Source organism: Spirosoma jeollabukense (assembly GCF_054777855.1).
Genome location: NZ_BAAHAD010000001.1, coordinates 558,183 through 574,111, shown reverse-complemented (window position 1 = coordinate 574,111; position 15,929 = coordinate 558,183). Strand labels below are relative to the sequence as shown.

The window sequence follows — 15,929 nt, the reverse complement described above, 5'->3', positions numbered from 1 at the left end:
TAAATGGTCTTTAGGATAAAGTAGCGTTGGTTTCCGCTCCACTACTTTATCCCGTACTACGTATCATGTTGATGAAAAAACTGGTTTTTACGTCCGCTCTTTTCCTGGCTGCACTGATCGCTCAGGCTCAGCAACCCACTGTCCTGAAACTCTGGTATAAACAACCCGCCGGTAAATCCTGGACCGATGCGCTTCCCATTGGCAATGGTCGGTTGGGCGCAATGGTCTACGGAAATCCTGACCAGGAACTTATTAAGCTTAATGAATCGACGTTCTGGTCGGGGAGTCCGTCGCGCAACGATAATCCCGAGGCACTGGCGGCTTTGCCCGAAATCCGGAAACTGATTTTTGAGGGAAAAAGTACAGAAGCGCAGGCATTGGCGGGTAAAGCGATCATTGCCAAAAAAGACTTCGGACAGATGTATTTGCCCGTGGGTGATGTCCGTCTCGATTTTCCAGCGCACCAGAATCCGCAGCATTACTACCGCGACCTTGATCTGGAACGGGCCATTACAACTACCACCTACGATGTCAATGGGGTTCATTACAAACGTGAAGCCTTCGTTTCTATCCCGAATCAGGTCATCGTGCTACGTATCAGCGCTGACAAAAAAAACAGTGTCTCGTTCACGACGCACCTGATGAGCCCGTATAAAACAGGCCTGAAAACGACGACGAATCAACTGGCGATGTCGGGGCTGGGTGTCAGTCATGAGGGCGTTGAGGGTAAGGTTCGGAGTCATACACTGGTGAAATTACTCCCGACCGACGGCCAGTTGTCACGTACTGACAGTACAGTTTCGGTGCAGCATGCGTCGTCGGTGTTGGTACTGGTGTCAATTGCCACAAATGTTAATAACTACCAGGACATTTCGGCCGATGAAGTGAAACGGTGCACGGATTACCTGAACCGGGCCGAGAAAATACCTTATACGCAACTGATGGCCAACCACCTGAAAACGTATCAATCGCTGTTCAATCGGGTAAGGTTGAATCTAGGCGAAACACCAGCCGCCAAACTTCCTACCGACGAACGTATCAAGGGGTTTGCCACCGGCAACGACCCCGCGCTGGCAAGTCTGTATTTTCAGTTTGGCCGCTATTTACTGATTTCGGCCTCGCAACCGGCGGGCCAGGCCGCCAATCTCCAGGGCATCTGGAATGCCGATGTCAAACCCGCCTGGGACAGCAAATACACGATCAACATCAACGCCGAGATGAACTACTGGCCCGCCGAGGTAACCAACCTCTCGGAACTGCACGAACCGTTATTGCATATGACGCAGGATTTGTCGAAAACCGGTGTCGAAACGGCCCGAATAATGTACGGCGCGCGTGGCTGGATGGCGCACCACAATACTGACATCTGGCGGAGTACGGGGGGCGTCGATGGCGCTTTCTGGGGCGTCTGGCCGATGGGTGGCGCGTGGCTGAGTCAGCACCTGTGGCAGCATTATCTATACACTGGGAATCAGGACTTTCTGAAAGCCAACTACCCGGTTCTGAAAGGTGTTGCTACGTTCTATAAAGATTTTCTGATTCCTGAACCAACGCATCAGTGGCTGGTGGTGTCGCCGAGTATTTCGCCCGAAAACTCGCCCGCCGGACGTCCCAAAGCCTCCATTGCGGCTGGTGTCACGATGGATAATCAGCTGGTTTTCGACGTACTGACCAACGCGATTCGAGCGGCCGAATTGCTGAAACAGGATGCTCCCTTTGCCGATTCGCTGAAAACCATTCTGAGTAAACTGCCGCCCATGCAGATCGGCAAACACGGGCAACTACAGGAGTGGCTCGAAGACCTCGACGATCCAAACGACAAACACCGGCATATTTCTCACCTCTACGGCCTGTATCCGTCGGCCCAGCTATCGGCCTATCGAACGCCACAACTATTCAGGGCGGCCCGTAACACCCTCGAACAGCGGGGCGACGTATCGACAGGCTGGTCGATGGGGTGGAAAGTGAACTGGTGGGCGCGGCTGCTGGACGGCAACCGGGCTTACAAATTGATCACAAACCAACTTTCGCCGGTAGGTACTCAGCAGGGTGGAGGTACGTATACGAACCTGTTCGACGCCCATCCGCCGTTCCAGATCGACGGTAATTTTGGTTGCACGGCGGGCATCGCCGAAATGCTCATGCAAAGTCATGATGAGGCTATTCACCTGCTCCCCGCGCTGCCCGACCGCTGGCCATCGGGCAGCGTTAGTGGCCTTCGGGCGCGGGGTGGATTCGAAATTGTTTCCTTACTCTGGAAAGATGGTAAAGTGGCAAGTGTGACGATCAAGTCGACGCTGGGGGGCAACTGCCGGATTCGCGTTCCGAATGAATTGAAGGCAAAAGGATTCAAAACGGTACTCAATGCGGCTACCAATCCGAATCCATTTTTTCAGGCACTCGCCATCAAAGATCCCATCGTATCGCCCGATGCTCAACTGATCATGGCAAAACCAAGAATTGGCCAGGTGTATGATTTCATGACGCAAACAGGGAAAAGTTATACGTTGGCCTTGTAGGGATCGGTCCGTTAAACGCGCCAAAATCAATCATTAGAACGGCTACACTTACCACCATGACCTATTATGCTTCGTAAACCCTCAAGGCGAATCTTCCTGAAATCGTCCGCTTTGATTGGATTGGTTCCCGGTGTTGTGCCAGATACGTCTTTCTCCAATCCATCATTGGCTGGAGCCGTCAACGAAACGGGTCTTGTTTTCCTGTTTCAGGGCGATTCCATCACGGATGGTAACCGAGGGCGAAATGCGGACCCTAACCACATTATGGGACATGGGTATGCGTTTTCGGTGGCAAGTCGAATAGGCGCCGATTTTCCGGAGCGTGATTTCCTGTTTTATAATCGGGGCATCAGCGGCAACAAAATAACTGATCTGCAAAAACGCTGGCAAACCGATACGCTGGATCTTAAGCCGGACGTACTCAGCATCCTGATTGGTATCAACGACACCGCAGCCACCATCAATAAACCCGCCGAAGCGACCACTCTTGAGCAGTTCGAAACGATATATCGGGGCCTGATGGAAGAAAGCCGACGCAGCAAGCCAGAGGTTCTGTTTGTGCTCGGTATTCCGTTTGTGTATCCAGTGGGCCAGCGTACCGAAAACTGGGAGCGCTGGCGGGATGATACCACTAATCGGCAGACGATTGTACGGAAATTGGCCACTGAGTTCAACGCGGTTACCGTCGATTATCCAGCCGTGCTAGACAAAGCCATTAAACAAAAAAAAGCCGAATACTGGGTTTGGGACGGCATTCATCCGACCGTATTTTCCCACGAATTAATGGCTCGTGAATGGATTAAGCAGGTAAGTTCCCGGCTGAGATTCCTGAAAAAATACAGGCACAGTTTCTGAAAAACGTGAATTACGGATGATTGGCATAATAAACCATAGAGGAATTTGTCATCCCGACATAAGGAGGGACCTTCGGACAAGACGAAGCTACTTCAACTTACCGAAGGTCCCTCCTTATGTCGGGATGACAAAACCAACTATCTAAAAATTAGGGATTTACTATATGTACTCCGTGATTCACGTTAACTAAATTCTATTTGTCAAAAGAAAAGTTCTGTACCGCCACCATCTACGAAGACGATGAAGCGGGGGCATCCATAAGCGAACGGTTGCCCTGAAGCAGGGCGATACGTTCCCAATCAAACTAAAAGCCAAAGGTGGGCAGGCTATCGTCATTGACGAACACTAATGCCTGTAGAGTTTTGCCCATCAACTGTGTGGAATAGTTACCATAAACTACTGATTATGACCGATTAATAAGTAAGAAGAGCTGGCTTTTACAGGCGTTTTTACTTTTGAATACGTCCTCAAACGAGGGACTATTCCTAAACCCTAAAAATTACCAATGCTATGCCTCCAACAACAGACATGCTCGAACGAGCTGCCGAAGCGTTAGCTGAGGTTTCTCTTCAGTCATTTACCGCCACGCCCGCCAGCATCCGGCCCTTTGGTCCAGGTTCACAACTAAAGTGGAAAATTCAGCGCCCTACCGGATCAATCGTTCGCCTTTTCCTTCAGGGAGCAACCATCAGTACGACGGGCACACGTAGTGTCAGCCCGGACCAGACAACCGTTTACCGAATTGTGGCCAAAGCATTTACCCTCCAGCGGATTCTGGGTTCGGTAACCGTTAACGTTGATACGAGCGCCTGCCTTTCGAGTTCAATTCCGGAATCGACAATTCAGCAAACCGTTCGGGATACGATTGCCACTCAGTTACCATCCAATGACCAGCTCAGTCAACGAAGTCCGGCAACGGTCGAGGTGGCGACGAATGGTATTACCGTAAAACTGCGCTTTCAGGCAGCCATTAATAATTTCGCTGATCCGGACATTAATGTTGATTTCCGGTTTACGCTGGGTGTGGCGTCGGGACAGGCTGTTGTGACGATTGCCAGTTTCAATACCGATGTTAGCTGGCCCTGGTGGGTGACGGTCGTTACATTAGGGGTTTCGCAGATCGTAGAAGAGATTGTTGCCAATCGAATCGAAAAAGGAATTCGACCGGTATTGCAAACCAGATTGAAAGCGCTGGTGGACGCTCAACTGGCAGCTCTTCCTGCCACGCATCGCCTGCATGCGCTAAGCACTTCAACAGATCAGATAAACTTTACTGTTTGCCCAATCTAAAAAAGAAGGCCCTCTGTGAACCATCAGAGGGCCTTCTTTTAGCCAATGTTCCCCTGCCATGTTTGAGGCCTCTACCTCAGGCTTACCCGTCGCTTGAGCTTAACTGATTACACCCATAAGAAAGGAAATTGCATCGGGAGAATGCAGGGCCGCTGTTGATTCCATTGTAATCATGGCAATGTCGCTGGCTCTTGCCCGCATCTGTTTTTCGTAAGCTGCAATGGCTGCGTGCACATCAGAGAAATGCTCGCTGGTGAGGCATTGGCTTAATTCCAGCGCATCCAGCATCGCCATATTGACGCCTTCACCGGCATAGGGGGGCATAAGATGAGCCGCATCACCCAGCATCGTCAGGTTTGGTACCGCTTCCCACGTCTGGTCGAAAGGCATGCAATAGAGCGGGCGAGGCACAAAAGGAGACGTAGCGTTTTCGAGTAATTCCAGCCATACGTCATCCCAGCCCGAAAATTCGGCTTTGAACCAGGCGAGGACCTGCGCTTTATCCGAGAAGCCGATTCCACTGTTCCGGCTCCAAAACTCATCCGTTTTGACGCCGGTGTAAAATACCAGACTACCATCGCCTTTTGAGCTTACGATTAAAGATTTTTCGTCGCCCATAGCAAATATTTTCCCGCCGTTCAGGAGTTTGTGCATTGTCGGGCTGGCTGTTTCGGCGTGGTAGACGGCACCTTCTACGGCCGTAACGCCCGAATAAAATGGCTTGATCGGTGTGATGTAAGGCCGAAGTTTCGAGTTGGCGCCGTCGGCGGCAATCACTACGTCGGCAAGGACAGACCGCCCGTTTTTAAAGTCTATTCTCCAGGAATCATGTTGCGGTGTCAGCGACACAAAATGACTGTCCCACACAACGGTACCTGATTGTAGAGAATCCAGCAAAAGTTGCTGCAACGGGCCGCGGTCAATCTCTGGCCGGTCTGTTTCTGTTCTGCCATTCGCATCATCGTCAAATAAAATAGTGGCGCTTTTATCGACGATACGTAGTTTGTCGGCCCCCGGCCGGTAGTTCGCTATAAACGCATCCATCAGCTCCGCTTCGCGTAAGGCCGCCAGCCCCGACTCTTCATGCAAATCCAGCGTAGCGCCTTTGGGCCGGGCATCTTTATTCAAATCTCGTTCATAGACCTTTACATCTGCACCTTTCATTTGCAAAAGTCTGGCCAGCGTTAATCCGCCCGGGCCTCCGCCCACAATCGCTATTTTCTTGTGTTTAATCGTGTTCATCGTCGTTGTTCGTTAGTTATTGTTCTGATCGCATTCCTTTTATTAGCACGTCGCAGCAGGCTAAAATCAGGTCTTCCGTGATGATTTGCCGGGGTCGTTCCTGATAGTCAAAGTACTCGTTTACCAGGTCAAGAAGTGGAGAAAACAACAAAGCCCGGTACACATCGAAAGGGAGTTTTTGAATGAGGCCGGCGTCCACATTACGTTCCCAAAAGCGGTGAACAGGCGCAAAAAAGTGACCTTGTTGAATGTTTGCTTTCTGGTAGGCTTTATTCAGTAGGGGGGAAGCTTTGCCATGTTGAATGAGGGCAAAATGGTGTTTGTTGCCTGTCAGATACCGGAACGTGTTCAGCCAGATTTTTTTGACCCCGTCGGCAAAATCCATGTCGGGACTAAAGTTATCCAGAACTGCTTTTTCATAAGGGCCCAATACATCGTCGATGAACAGCTTGATCAGAAAATCCTCCTTGTTCTCATATTTGATGTAGATCGTACGGGGCGATACGTTAGCTGCTTTCGCTAACTTCTGCATGCTCAGATTTTCCAGTCCTTCTTCCGCAATGAGTTGCAGGGCTATGGTACGAATGGCTTCCTCTTTTTCTAAATTCTTGGGTCGCATAAGGCGCTTTTCTCTGTTTTCTAAAAGGTTTGACAAAGTAAGTAAATGTTTATTTACTAATAAAATATTTGTCTAACTTTTTTCGGATGATCTATCGCTGGCTTAGCCGTTGGCGGTGGTCAAATTACTGTTGCGGTACTGAGTTTGTCATCCCGAGGAATCTTCGGGTGGGGCTAATTTATCCACCTACCAAAGATTCCTCGGAAGGACAATAGTGACTTGATTGGCAAAGACTAAACAAGTCATACATAAATTCTCCTACTTGATCAGCGCCCGTATCTGTTCGTCTAATTGCTTGGCTTTGACCTGCGCTTCTTTGAGGGGCAAGCCTGTTTTCATTTCGGGGCGTTTGTGGCCTGTGGTGGTGAGCCAGGCGTCTTTCATGATCGTTTGTCGTTCGCCAACCAGCTTTAAAATCTGCTCTCCGTTGGGCACTGTCGATACCGCAGCTTTTATCGTAGGAAAAGGAGCAACACGTTTTTCGCCCAAATAAAGCAGGATAGATTTGGCCATGATCCAATGGCCCACTTCGCCGGGATGTACGCCATCATTAGCCAGCGCAAACCCGTCAATGGCAAATTGAGCATCCACCATACGATGGGCATCCAGGTATTTTTTCATGGGATAATGCAGATCGGCCACCTCCCAGTTGGCAGCTGCTTTCTGACCTAGTAACCAATCGGAATACGTATCGAGGACGCTTGCATAGCCTTTATCGGGCCCTCTTGACTCGTCGTAAATGGGGGGAGTCAAATGAATGATTCGGGCACCGGTTTTCGCCAGTTGATCATGTAGCCACTGAATTCCGTCTTTGAATGCTCGAAAACGCTGTTCGTCAAGGGGTAAATAAATACCATCATTCATACCATAGCAAGCGAAAATAAGATCGGGCTTTGTCTGCTCCAGCACGCGTTGCAGACGCTCGTGCAAGTCAGGCCGGGGGAATCGACCGCCTGCATGACCATCTTCGGAAAGCCCTGAAACTGTTTCGCTGGGTAAGCCTACATTGATAAATTCAACCTGCCGCTTTGGGTAACGGGTAATGAAATAAGCTTCGATGTCGGTAATGTAGCTGCCCGCGTACGTAATGCTGTTGCCCAGAAAAAGCACTTTGTGTACGGTAGTGGCCACGGGTTGTGCCGAACTGGTGAGCGCGCAAGAAACGCTAAACACAAAGGCAAATAGCAAGTGTTGGTTCTTCATAGTCGTCTATGAAAAGCCAGGCTGGCTACAATAACTACTTCTCACATAGTGCTACGTAGCTTGTGAAAAAACGAAATAGAATGACTCTGCCAATCTGCTAATAGACGCCCGCATTAGCCGGGCCACTTCTCCAGACCGGCAGCAATGCGCAGGGCTCGCTGGACATCTTCCCAATAAAAACCACTTTCATAACCCGTGGATATACGGTCGCAGATGTCCAGAAAGTCGTTGGCTGCGTCGACCTGTTGTTGCGCGGGCACCGGTTGCTGATCATCTACAGCATGTGTATCAGGTGTAACGTCCATGTTGCCAAAGTTAATGCTACATGTTGTTACTTACTAGGCTAGGCCATACTCCGTAATGATCTGACCAAATTGCTGCCAGCCGGTCATATCGGTTTTAATGACAACCCGCCGTAAGCTGGGATTATTTGGCAAAACGTCCCTGGCCTGAATAGCGGTATTGGGTAAATTGTTAAGACGCACCTGCAAATGTCGGGCAAGCGTATCGGATAGTAAAAAGTTTCCAATGATGTTCATGATCTAGTTTTTTGTCGTTCAATAATCTAACTATTTATTATGTAAAATGTTCAAGGCTAGCTACTTATGTGGAATTTGTTGCCCAGTTAACAACCAATTGGGTATTCAGCGCTACGTTACGTCATGAAGCGGGCTAAGTTTTTCGACGTAACACCTTTCCGCTTCAGGAAACAAATTTTTTGCCTCGATTTATAGCCCTTCTGCTGATTTTCAACTCGCCTACTTTGCTGACTGCCCAAATAGAAAACCCTCAGTGAACTCACCAAGGGTTTTGACATATCAATAAGGGAACGAAGTCTATGCTAATTCAATAAACAGATCTTTTCTGGAACGACGCACTTTGGTTGCTTTTGCCAAGAAGTCTTTTTCGGCATCCCGATAACCGAGTGCGACCAACGCTACACTACGTAATCCTTTGGCGGGTAAGTCCAGGATTTTGTCGAGGGCTGCAGCATTGAAACCTTCCATGGGTGTAGCATCGACCTGTTCGGTGGCTGCTGCAATCAGGGCTGATCCTAAACCAATGTATGCCTGACGAGAGGCCCAGATGGCCTGCTCTTCGGGAGTTTTAGACAAAATATTGCCTTTAATGGAGTCGGCAAACGGACGCAGCGATTCGACAGGAACGTTTCGTGTATCGGCAATCAACTGCATATACGCATCGACCTGTGCCGCTTCGACGTTCGCCCAGTGGGCAAAAACCAGCAAGTGTGATCCCTCAACGATTTGCGGCTGCGGACAAGCCAGTTCATGAATTTTACCTTTCAGTTCAAGATTGTCGATCACAATAACAGTATACGGTTGCAAACCTGCCGACGATGCCGACAGGCGAATGGCTTCCAGAATAATGTCTATTTTTTCGACCGGGATTTTCTGGCCGTTCATCTTTTTGGCAGCGTACCGCCAGTTCATTGCTTCCAGTAATTCCATAAGAGTAGGTTGTATTCTTTGGGTAAGCTATTAACAGACTTCGCCGGGTGAGCAAGCTGGGCCATCGGTTGAGCCCTGGACAACTAAAGGATTTGCTTTTTCCCAGGCTGACCAGGCGGTATCGAGGGCACCCAGGAATGTCTCGGGCTGTTGAGCACCCGAAACCGCATACCGGCGATCTAGTACAAAGAACGGTACGCCCCTTGCGCCCACCTGCTGCGCTTCATACACATCCCGGCTAACGGCCTCGGCAAATTGGTTGCTGTCCAGCATTTGCTGAACCTCAGCGGCATTGAGGCCAATCTCAGTGCCCAGTTCAAGTAGCGTAGTGTGGTCGGACGTATCGCGTCCTTCGGTAAAATAAGCCCGGAACAACCGTTCTTCGGCGGCATCTCCCAGGTTATGTTTTTTCGCCAGTTGAATAAGACGGTGCGCATCCCATGAATTGGCCACAACCGCTTTGTCGAAATCATACGATAACCCTACTTCGCGGGCCATCGCCGTAACCCGGTCGTTCATGCGCTTGGCTTCGTCCAGACTCCATCCTTTCACGTCGGCCAAATATTGGTTAATGTTTTTACCGGGTTCCGTTTTCATGTCCGGATTCAGCTGAAAGCTTTTCCAGACAACATTTACCTGGTCTTTATGCGCAAATTCATTGAGTGCCTGCTCAAACTTCCGTTTGCCAATGTAGCAAAAGGGGCACATCACATCGCTCCAGATTTCAACGTCCATTTCGTTTCGTGATTAAGCCGCCTGAGCCAACTGAATGTTGGCAATGAGTTTGATGTCTTCGCCGAGGGCAAGTCCACCCGTTTCTGTTAAGGCATTGTAGGTCAGGCCAAATTCTTTACGATTGATCTTTCCGGTAACTTCAAACCCAAGTTTTTTATTGCCGTAATTATCCTTGGCCGTTCCGCCATATTCAGCTTTCAGAGTCACAGGTTTAGTAACGCCTTTCATGGTCAGATCACCTGTCAGCACGTATTCGTCGTCGTCTACTTTCTTGAAGGAGGTCGATTTGAAGGCGATTTTTGGGTAGGTCTCAGCCTCGAAAAAATCAGCTGATTTCAGGTGGGTGTCCCGCATTTCCTGATTGGTATCAACGCTGTTTACATCCAGCGAAAAGTGAACCTCGGCGCCGTCGAAATCGTCGTGCTCAGTGGTTGCTCCACCATCGAAATTCCGGAACGTACCGGTTACCGTTGAGATGACCAGGTGTTTTACTTTGAATTGTACTTCGGAGTGCATTGGGTCTACGACCCATTTAGTTGTTGCCATGATTAGTTTACGTGATTTGACTTGTTTTACTAGTTGTTTTTGTTACTATTTATCGCGTGTAACGGCTCAGTAGTAATTGATTACGTACGCCGATATAAATACTAACACCGTTAGTGTAAGCGCAAAAAAATTATTCTTTCAAGGATTTTATAAAGCCATCAATAGCGTCTTTCAGCACCAATTGACTCCACGGGTTAGTCGTTACTTTCCCGTCAATCAACTGGATTGAAACTAGGCCATGTAAAATGGACCAGTACGTATGAAACTTTAGAAAAGCATCGACCTGTGGATTTTTGCTTGTGCTAATGGCTTCCTGAATAACGCCGATGAGTACGTTCGAAAACTTCTTCATCTCGGTAACCTGATTCACTTCTTCACAGCGCGGAATCCCCAGCCCGAACATAAGCTGGTAAAACTCCTTATGATCGAAAGCAAAGTTCCAGTAACCCTGCGCAATGGCCTCCAACTGCTGACTAGCTTCGGGTTGGCTGTCGCGCTGCCGAATGACTTCTTCCGTTAGCAAGTGGAATCCTTCCCGGGTGAATTCCGCCAAAATAGCGTCTTTGTTGTCAAAGTGACTATAAATCACAGGTACACTATACTCGATGGCATCGGCAATCTTACGGATAGAAAGCGCCTGCCAGCCTTCTTCCAGAACCAACTGCCACGCTGCCTGTAAGATGCTGGTTTTAACTTCTACTTTTTGCCGTAATCGACGCTCAAGGATTCCCATTTTGGGTGTGTTCTGTTTTATAACAGTGTTAACTATACTATCGGAGATAAAGTTTCCTAGTACTGAAAATAGCTAAGAGAGTGTCTAAAAATATTCCTTTAGGTCTGTAAATATCCTTTTCATCAGGCTGTTTCACCCCTAAATCCCCCAAAGGGGACTTTACTCATCGTTAAACCAAGTCCCCTTTAGGGGATTTAGGGGTGAAACAGCTTAAAACTAATTTTTAGACAGCCCCTAAAAAAGATGAAAATTTTTCTGGACTGCGCAGAAACACTGCGTAGTAGTCCCCAACCTTTGTTGTGATAGTTCGAATTAATAGCCAAACCGGATGCGGGTTTCTGTATAGCCCCATAGTATCGGAGCCCCTGGCTGACCCCGATATGCTGTTGGTTGTGGATTGGTTCTGTCACTAAAGGCAGGTTCGAATCCTGCTGTCAACTCTGAAAAAGTTGATCCATGGGTTGGAAGAAGATGACCACTTCTAAAAAGGTCACTCAGCTAAATAAAATCGGTCAGAAGCTATCTGGTGACGTAGTTGGCTTGCCAAAGACGTAACAGTTTAGTAAGAGCCAGCAGGCAGGTTCCGCGTTTGTCGGGCGTATGCTGTTTTTGGAAAGTACTCGGGTAAGTTGGTTGGATAGAAGTGTTGCAACTGCTCAGGCAATCTGCCAATCCGAAACCTTTCTCCGAAGCAACGTACCAAAACAGGGGCAAACCAGCTTCCGCCCTGCTAAATGGATAGTTTCGAACCGGTTATTTTTTGACTATTTAACCAATACAATGATGAAAACTGTACGCATTCAGACCCTGAAAATCGGGTTATTGTTCAAACATGGCGGCTACCAAAAAATGCTTTCGACGGGTAACCATTGGGTCTGGTCGAGCGAAACCGTGTATGTCTATAACCGGGGAGAGCTGCTACAGAATCCGCCCTGCGATCTGACCGTGTTGCTGGAGTACCCGGAGGTGGCCGCTGAACTCGATGTGATTGAGGTGAAAGACAACGAGATCGCCCTTCAGTACAAGAATGGGCTTTTTCAGACAGTCCTCCAAAAAGGCCGTCATGCCTACTGGAAGTTGGAGCGCCGAAGTGGGATAACGCAGTATCAGTACGTAAAAGCCGATTTGAGTCAACTCGACATTCCGGCTACTATTGACTTGATTTCACTGATGCCACAACCGCTATCGGCCTTTGTGCGGACATATACCGTTGAAGCGCATGAGCAGGGTGTTCTGTTCATCTACTGGAAATTTGACCGCATTTTGACGCCCGGTACGTATCACTGGTGGAAAAACAATACGCCTGTTCATGTACTGAAAGTCGATACACGCCAGCAGCAGATGGAAGTTTCGGGACAGGAAATTCTGACCAAAGACAAAGCGTCATTGCGCCTGAGTTTCTATGTCCAATATCATGTGCAGGACGTGATAAAAGCGTTGGTCGACAACAAGGACTACGACAAGCAGTTATACGTGTCAATTCAACTGGCTTTGCGTGAGTACGTTGGTGGCTTAACGCTGGATGAACTCCTTGACAAAAAAGGCGAACTGGCGCCGTTCGTGGTAAACGCTACGTTGGCTAAAGCCGCTGAACTAGGTGTCAAACTTCGCAACGGTGGCGTACGTGACATCATCCTGCCAGGTGACATGCGCGACATCATGAATCAGGTATTGATGGCTGAAAAGAAGGCGCAGGCCAACATCATTATGCGTCGGGAAGAAACGGCTTCGACCCGTAGCTTGCTAAACACTGCCAAGCTGATGGAAGACAACGAAATGCTGTGGAAACTGAAAGAGATGGAATACGTAGAGAAAATCTCGGACAAAATCAGCTCGATCTCTGTATCAAACAACGATTCCATGGTCGACCAATTGAAACAGCTCTTCGTTCGGGGACGAAAATAAATGAATGAATTTTTGCCATCCTGACGTCAGCATGACAGAAGAGAAAAACAAGAACCAAAATGGAAACACCTATTTCAGTAGACGATATTCTATCCCTGGGGCCAATCCCGGAGCACTTACATACTACGTTTCTGCGGGTAGCAAATGGCCTCGTGCAACGTGCTGACTACTCTAAAGAAAAGGCAATGGGATTGATAGCGCAGATGCTTCAGAACCCCAAAAAATTTGCTTATCCTAAAAATAAGGTCACCAATCTGGCACGGTCGATTTATGACCTGAACAAGCAAGGGATTGCTGTTCCGCTTAGCGAAACGGGTGTTGGATACTTACCCCCCGAGCCAGCTCCGTATGTGTTAAATTCGGCTGAAAAACAGTCGGAAAATGCTTTCGATCTACGTAGCGGGCCGTTGCCGTATGCCGTTTTTGGACGTGAGCAGATTGAGGAAGGAGCCTTGCGGCAAATGGAAACAGCGGCTAGTCTGCCGGTTTCGGTGGCGGGTGCGCTCATGCCCGATGCCCATCAGGGCTACGGACTTCCCATCGGGGGCGTCCTGGCTACGGAAGCGAATACAATCATTCCCTTTGCCGTTGGGGTCGATATTGCCTGCCGAATGTGTTTATCAGTATTCGATTTGCCACCTGCATTTTTGAAACGGGAACCGCATTTGCTGAAGAAGTCGCTGATGGAGCAAACCAAATTTGGGCTTGGTGGCGAAACCCGCGAAAAGTTTGACGAGAGCGTAATGGACTTACCCGAATGGCGGGCTACGAAAGTGATTCGCGACCTGAAAGACAAAGCTTACCGTCAGTTGGGAAGCTCCGGTACGGGTAACCATTTCGTTGAATGGGGACTTCTTGACGTATACGAACACGACGACCAATTGACGTTGCCACCGGGCGAGTATCTGGCTTTATTATCGCACTCCGGGTCGCGTGGATTTGGCGGGAACGTAGCCAATTACTATTCGAAACTGGCGATGCAGAAAACCAAACTGCCCAAACAGGCAGCGCATCTGGCCTGGCTCGATCTAAACACCGAAGAAGGGCAGGAGTACTGGATTGCGATGAACCTGGCGGGCGACTATGCTTCCGCTAATCACCACGAAATTCACAATAAACTGGCTAAAGCGATAGGGGAGAAGCCGCTGGCGATGGTCGAGAATCACCACAATTTTGCGTGGAAAGAGCAACTGGCCGATGGTCGCGAGGTGATGGTTCACCGAAAAGGAGCCACCCCTGCCGGAGCCAATGTGTTGGGTATTATTCCGGGATCAATGACGCAACCGGGTTTTGTCGTGCGTGGGCGAGGTAATGCTGACTCCATCAACTCGGCCTCGCACGGGGCTGGTCGGTTGATGTCGCGGACGCAGGCGTTCAATACGTTGACGCGCTCGCAATGGAACAAAGCCCTTACTGAAGCGGATGTTCAACTCGTTGGTGGTGATCTGGATGAAGCGCCGATGGTCTATAAAAACATCGACACCGTTATCGACGCCCAGCGCGATCTGGTATCGGTACTGGCGAAGTTCACGCCCAAAATTGTTCGAATGGCCGACGCCAACCGAAAAGAAGGACGGGAAGATTGATACCTGGCTGACGATCGTAGCGCTTCGTGCGTTTCACTACGTTGTTTTTTACGGGTTACTCACTTCCAGTCTACGTTATGGAAGTGAGTAACCCGTAAAAAAACTCCAGATAATGTCGTTATTGACGAACGCGTCCGATGGGGCGTCGCCGATGAACCTAGCGCCTTTCTGCCCGCCCGGCCAGGCGTGTCCTCCGTCTGTTGTCAGATAGTACTGAAATTCCGCACCGCCCTGGCAGTCTGACCATTTATAAAACGTGTACTTATCGGTTGTCCGAATGACCTGTTTCTGGGTCTTGCACTGCGCGAATTGGGCAAAAACAGCCAGTGTGCTGTCTACGGGAGCATTCCATTGTTTATTAATACTTTTTGTGCCAACACCGCCCGTGTATGGTACGTTGCGATCCAGTTGGGAGTGAACGTGCAGAATTGGCATGACGCGCTTAGGCTGGCAAGGTGTTTTTAGCTGCATGGTTCCCGAGTTCGCTGCGATAGCCGCCACTTTATCCGATAGTTCGCAGGCCAGCCGATAACAAAGCATCGCTCCGTTGGAATGACCTGTGGCATACACGCGTTTCTCGTCGATTTGATACGTAGTGGTCAGTTTATCGATCAATTTGCTGATGAACCCAACGTCGTCAGCTTCCTGGGTTGACGCCACCTGGCCACAGCAGGCGCCCGCATTCCAGGTCCGTAGATGCAACACGCCGGGATTTTGCATGCCATCGGGATAGACGACAACAAACCCTTCCTGATCCGCTTTTTCGCTCAATTTTGACTGAGATTCAAACTGTTGCCCACTGCCGCCACCGCCGTGTAACGCAATGACCAGCGGCAGTGAACTCCCATTCTTTTTATAAGCAGGCGGTAGGTGTATCCAATAGATTCTGGTCTGCCCGTTATGCCGGATCGTATCACGAACGCTAGGCTCTACGGACGTAGTGAACCCAAATTTCTGAGTTATGAAACCATATGCGAAAGCTGTATTGGTCAGCATACTAGCGCCACTACTTAGTATCAAAAAGAGCAACTTACCCATGAGAAAATGAAGTTTTGACTAACGCTGGAAAGCCCGGCTTGATCAGCCCATTTCTGATCCATTGAATTTTTGGCGGCACTATCTGGATTATCTCGGTTGTCGTGTTTTGTTTCGATGACAATCAATGTACCGTTATTGGTCAAAGAATAAAATTAGGGCTTTACTTCTACCTAGTAGCTTATGCATTGC

General features: G+C 49.1%; 15 protein-coding genes. 5 read left to right on the top strand and 10 right to left on the bottom strand.

Features of this window, described 5'->3' with window-relative positions; translation table 11 throughout:
* Positions 1 to 71 precede the first annotated feature (71 nt).
* The 3 genes from ACYVEA_RS02320 to ACYVEA_RS02310 all read left to right on the top strand — a co-directional run bounded on the left by ACYVEA_RS02320 (position 72) and on the right by ACYVEA_RS02310 (position 4,664).
* Positions 72 to 2,519: a glycoside hydrolase family 95 protein gene (locus ACYVEA_RS02320; RefSeq protein ID WP_461111701.1), complete on the top strand. Its 2,448-nt coding sequence runs from the start codon at positions 72 to 74 to the stop codon at positions 2,517 to 2,519.
* Positions 2,520 to 2,585: 66 nt separating this feature from the next.
* Entirely contained in the window at positions 2,586 to 3,374 is a 789-nt protein-coding gene (locus ACYVEA_RS02315; RefSeq protein ID WP_461111700.1) for an SGNH/GDSL hydrolase family protein, read from the top strand.
* A 510-nt stretch (positions 3,375 to 3,884) separates the two neighbouring features.
* On the top strand, positions 3,885 to 4,664 hold the full coding sequence (locus ACYVEA_RS02310) for a hypothetical protein (protein ID WP_461111699.1): 780 nt from the start codon (positions 3,885 to 3,887) through the stop codon (positions 4,662 to 4,664).
* A gap of 99 nt (positions 4,665 to 4,763) precedes the next feature.
* Here the strand turns inward: ACYVEA_RS02310 and ACYVEA_RS02305 are convergent, their stop codons facing one another.
* The 9 genes from ACYVEA_RS02305 to ACYVEA_RS02265 form a co-directional block, all read right to left on the bottom strand.
* Positions 4,764 to 5,906, bottom strand: coding sequence for an FAD-dependent oxidoreductase (locus tag ACYVEA_RS02305; protein ID WP_461111698.1), 1,143 nt, complete (start codon positions 5,904 to 5,906; stop codon positions 4,764 to 4,766).
* Positions 5,907 to 5,922: 16 nt separating this feature from the next.
* Complete coding sequence (locus ACYVEA_RS02300) at positions 5,923 to 6,525, bottom strand: TetR/AcrR family transcriptional regulator (protein WP_461111697.1); 603 nt, start codon at positions 6,523 to 6,525, stop codon at positions 5,923 to 5,925.
* 258 nt (positions 6,526 to 6,783) lie between these two features.
* Positions 6,784 to 7,728 carry an SGNH/GDSL hydrolase family protein gene (locus ACYVEA_RS02295; protein WP_461111696.1) on the bottom strand — a complete coding sequence of 315 codons (945 nt, stop codon included), beginning with the start codon at positions 7,726 to 7,728 and terminating at the stop codon, positions 6,784 to 6,786.
* Between the two features lie 113 nt (positions 7,729 to 7,841).
* Entirely contained in the window at positions 7,842 to 8,033 is a 192-nt protein-coding gene (locus ACYVEA_RS02290; protein WP_461111695.1) for a hypothetical protein, read from the bottom strand.
* A gap of 33 nt (positions 8,034 to 8,066) precedes the next feature.
* The gene (locus ACYVEA_RS02285) at positions 8,067 to 8,267 is read right to left on the bottom strand and encodes a hypothetical protein (protein WP_461111694.1); all 201 of its coding nucleotides are present in this window, start codon (positions 8,265 to 8,267) and stop codon (positions 8,067 to 8,069) included.
* Positions 8,268 to 8,564: 297 nt separating this feature from the next.
* The gene (locus tag ACYVEA_RS02280) at positions 8,565 to 9,197 is read right to left on the bottom strand and encodes an NAD(P)H-dependent oxidoreductase (RefSeq protein ID WP_461111693.1); all 633 of its coding nucleotides are present in this window, start codon (positions 9,195 to 9,197) and stop codon (positions 8,565 to 8,567) included.
* 30 nt (positions 9,198 to 9,227) lie between these two features.
* The gene (locus ACYVEA_RS02275) at positions 9,228 to 9,932 is read right to left on the bottom strand and encodes a DsbA family oxidoreductase (RefSeq protein WP_461111692.1); all 705 of its coding nucleotides are present in this window, start codon (positions 9,930 to 9,932) and stop codon (positions 9,228 to 9,230) included.
* Positions 9,933 to 9,944: 12 nt separating this feature from the next.
* Positions 9,945 to 10,478 (bottom strand): YceI family protein, encoded by a 534-nt coding sequence (locus ACYVEA_RS02270; RefSeq protein WP_093823866.1) that lies wholly within the window; start codon positions 10,476 to 10,478, stop codon positions 9,945 to 9,947.
* A gap of 130 nt (positions 10,479 to 10,608) precedes the next feature.
* The gene (locus ACYVEA_RS02265; protein ID WP_461111691.1) at positions 10,609 to 11,211 is read right to left on the bottom strand and encodes a TetR/AcrR family transcriptional regulator; all 603 of its coding nucleotides are present in this window, start codon (positions 11,209 to 11,211) and stop codon (positions 10,609 to 10,611) included.
* Between the two features lie 783 nt (positions 11,212 to 11,994).
* Here ACYVEA_RS02265 and ACYVEA_RS02260 point away from each other — a divergent pair.
* Both ACYVEA_RS02260 and ACYVEA_RS02255 read left to right on the top strand, forming a co-directional pair.
* Positions 11,995 to 13,116 carry a slipin family protein gene (locus ACYVEA_RS02260; RefSeq protein ID WP_461111690.1) on the top strand — a complete coding sequence of 374 codons (1,122 nt, stop codon included), beginning with the start codon at positions 11,995 to 11,997 and terminating at the stop codon, positions 13,114 to 13,116.
* A 59-nt stretch (positions 13,117 to 13,175) separates the two neighbouring features.
* Entirely contained in the window at positions 13,176 to 14,702 is a 1,527-nt protein-coding gene (locus ACYVEA_RS02255) for an RtcB family protein (protein ID WP_461111689.1), read from the top strand.
* Between the two features lie 75 nt (positions 14,703 to 14,777).
* Here the strand turns inward: ACYVEA_RS02255 and ACYVEA_RS02250 are convergent, their stop codons facing one another.
* Positions 14,778 to 15,740 (bottom strand): extracellular catalytic domain type 1 short-chain-length polyhydroxyalkanoate depolymerase, encoded by a 963-nt coding sequence (locus tag ACYVEA_RS02250; RefSeq protein ID WP_461111688.1) that lies wholly within the window; start codon positions 15,738 to 15,740, stop codon positions 14,778 to 14,780.
* Positions 15,741 to 15,929 lie beyond the last annotated feature (189 nt).

Coding starts and splice junctions, on each gene's coding strand:
- ACYVEA_RS02305 (WP_461111698.1), bottom strand. CDS start 5,906: ATGAACACGATTAAACACAAGAAAATAGCGATTGTGGGCGGAGGCCCG.
- ACYVEA_RS02265 (WP_461111691.1), bottom strand. CDS start 11,211: ATGGGAATCCTTGAGCGTCGATTACGGCAAAAAGTAGAAGTTAAAACC.
- ACYVEA_RS02275 (WP_461111692.1), bottom strand. CDS start 9,932: ATGGACGTTGAAATCTGGAGCGATGTGATGTGCCCCTTTTGCTACATT.
- ACYVEA_RS02290 (WP_461111695.1), bottom strand. CDS start 8,033: ATGGACGTTACACCTGATACACATGCTGTAGATGATCAGCAACCGGTG.
- ACYVEA_RS02255 (WP_461111689.1), top strand. CDS start 13,176: ATGGAAACACCTATTTCAGTAGACGATATTCTATCCCTGGGGCCAATC.
- ACYVEA_RS02315 (WP_461111700.1), top strand. CDS start 2,586: ATGCTTCGTAAACCCTCAAGGCGAATCTTCCTGAAATCGTCCGCTTTG.
- ACYVEA_RS02260 (WP_461111690.1), top strand. CDS start 11,995: ATGAAAACTGTACGCATTCAGACCCTGAAAATCGGGTTATTGTTCAAA.
- ACYVEA_RS02295 (WP_461111696.1), bottom strand. CDS start 7,728: ATGAAGAACCAACACTTGCTATTTGCCTTTGTGTTTAGCGTTTCTTGC.
- ACYVEA_RS02300 (WP_461111697.1), bottom strand. CDS start 6,525: ATGCGACCCAAGAATTTAGAAAAAGAGGAAGCCATTCGTACCATAGCC.
- ACYVEA_RS02285 (WP_461111694.1), bottom strand. CDS start 8,267: ATGAACATCATTGGAAACTTTTTACTATCCGATACGCTTGCCCGACAT.
- ACYVEA_RS02250 (WP_461111688.1), bottom strand. CDS start 15,740: ATGGGTAAGTTGCTCTTTTTGATACTAAGTAGTGGCGCTAGTATGCTG.
- ACYVEA_RS02320 (WP_461111701.1), top strand. CDS start 72: ATGAAAAAACTGGTTTTTACGTCCGCTCTTTTCCTGGCTGCACTGATC.
- ACYVEA_RS02280 (WP_461111693.1), bottom strand. CDS start 9,197: ATGGAATTACTGGAAGCAATGAACTGGCGGTACGCTGCCAAAAAGATG.
- ACYVEA_RS02270 (WP_093823866.1), bottom strand. CDS start 10,478: ATGGCAACAACTAAATGGGTCGTAGACCCAATGCACTCCGAAGTACAA.
- ACYVEA_RS02310 (WP_461111699.1), top strand. CDS start 3,885: ATGCCTCCAACAACAGACATGCTCGAACGAGCTGCCGAAGCGTTAGCT.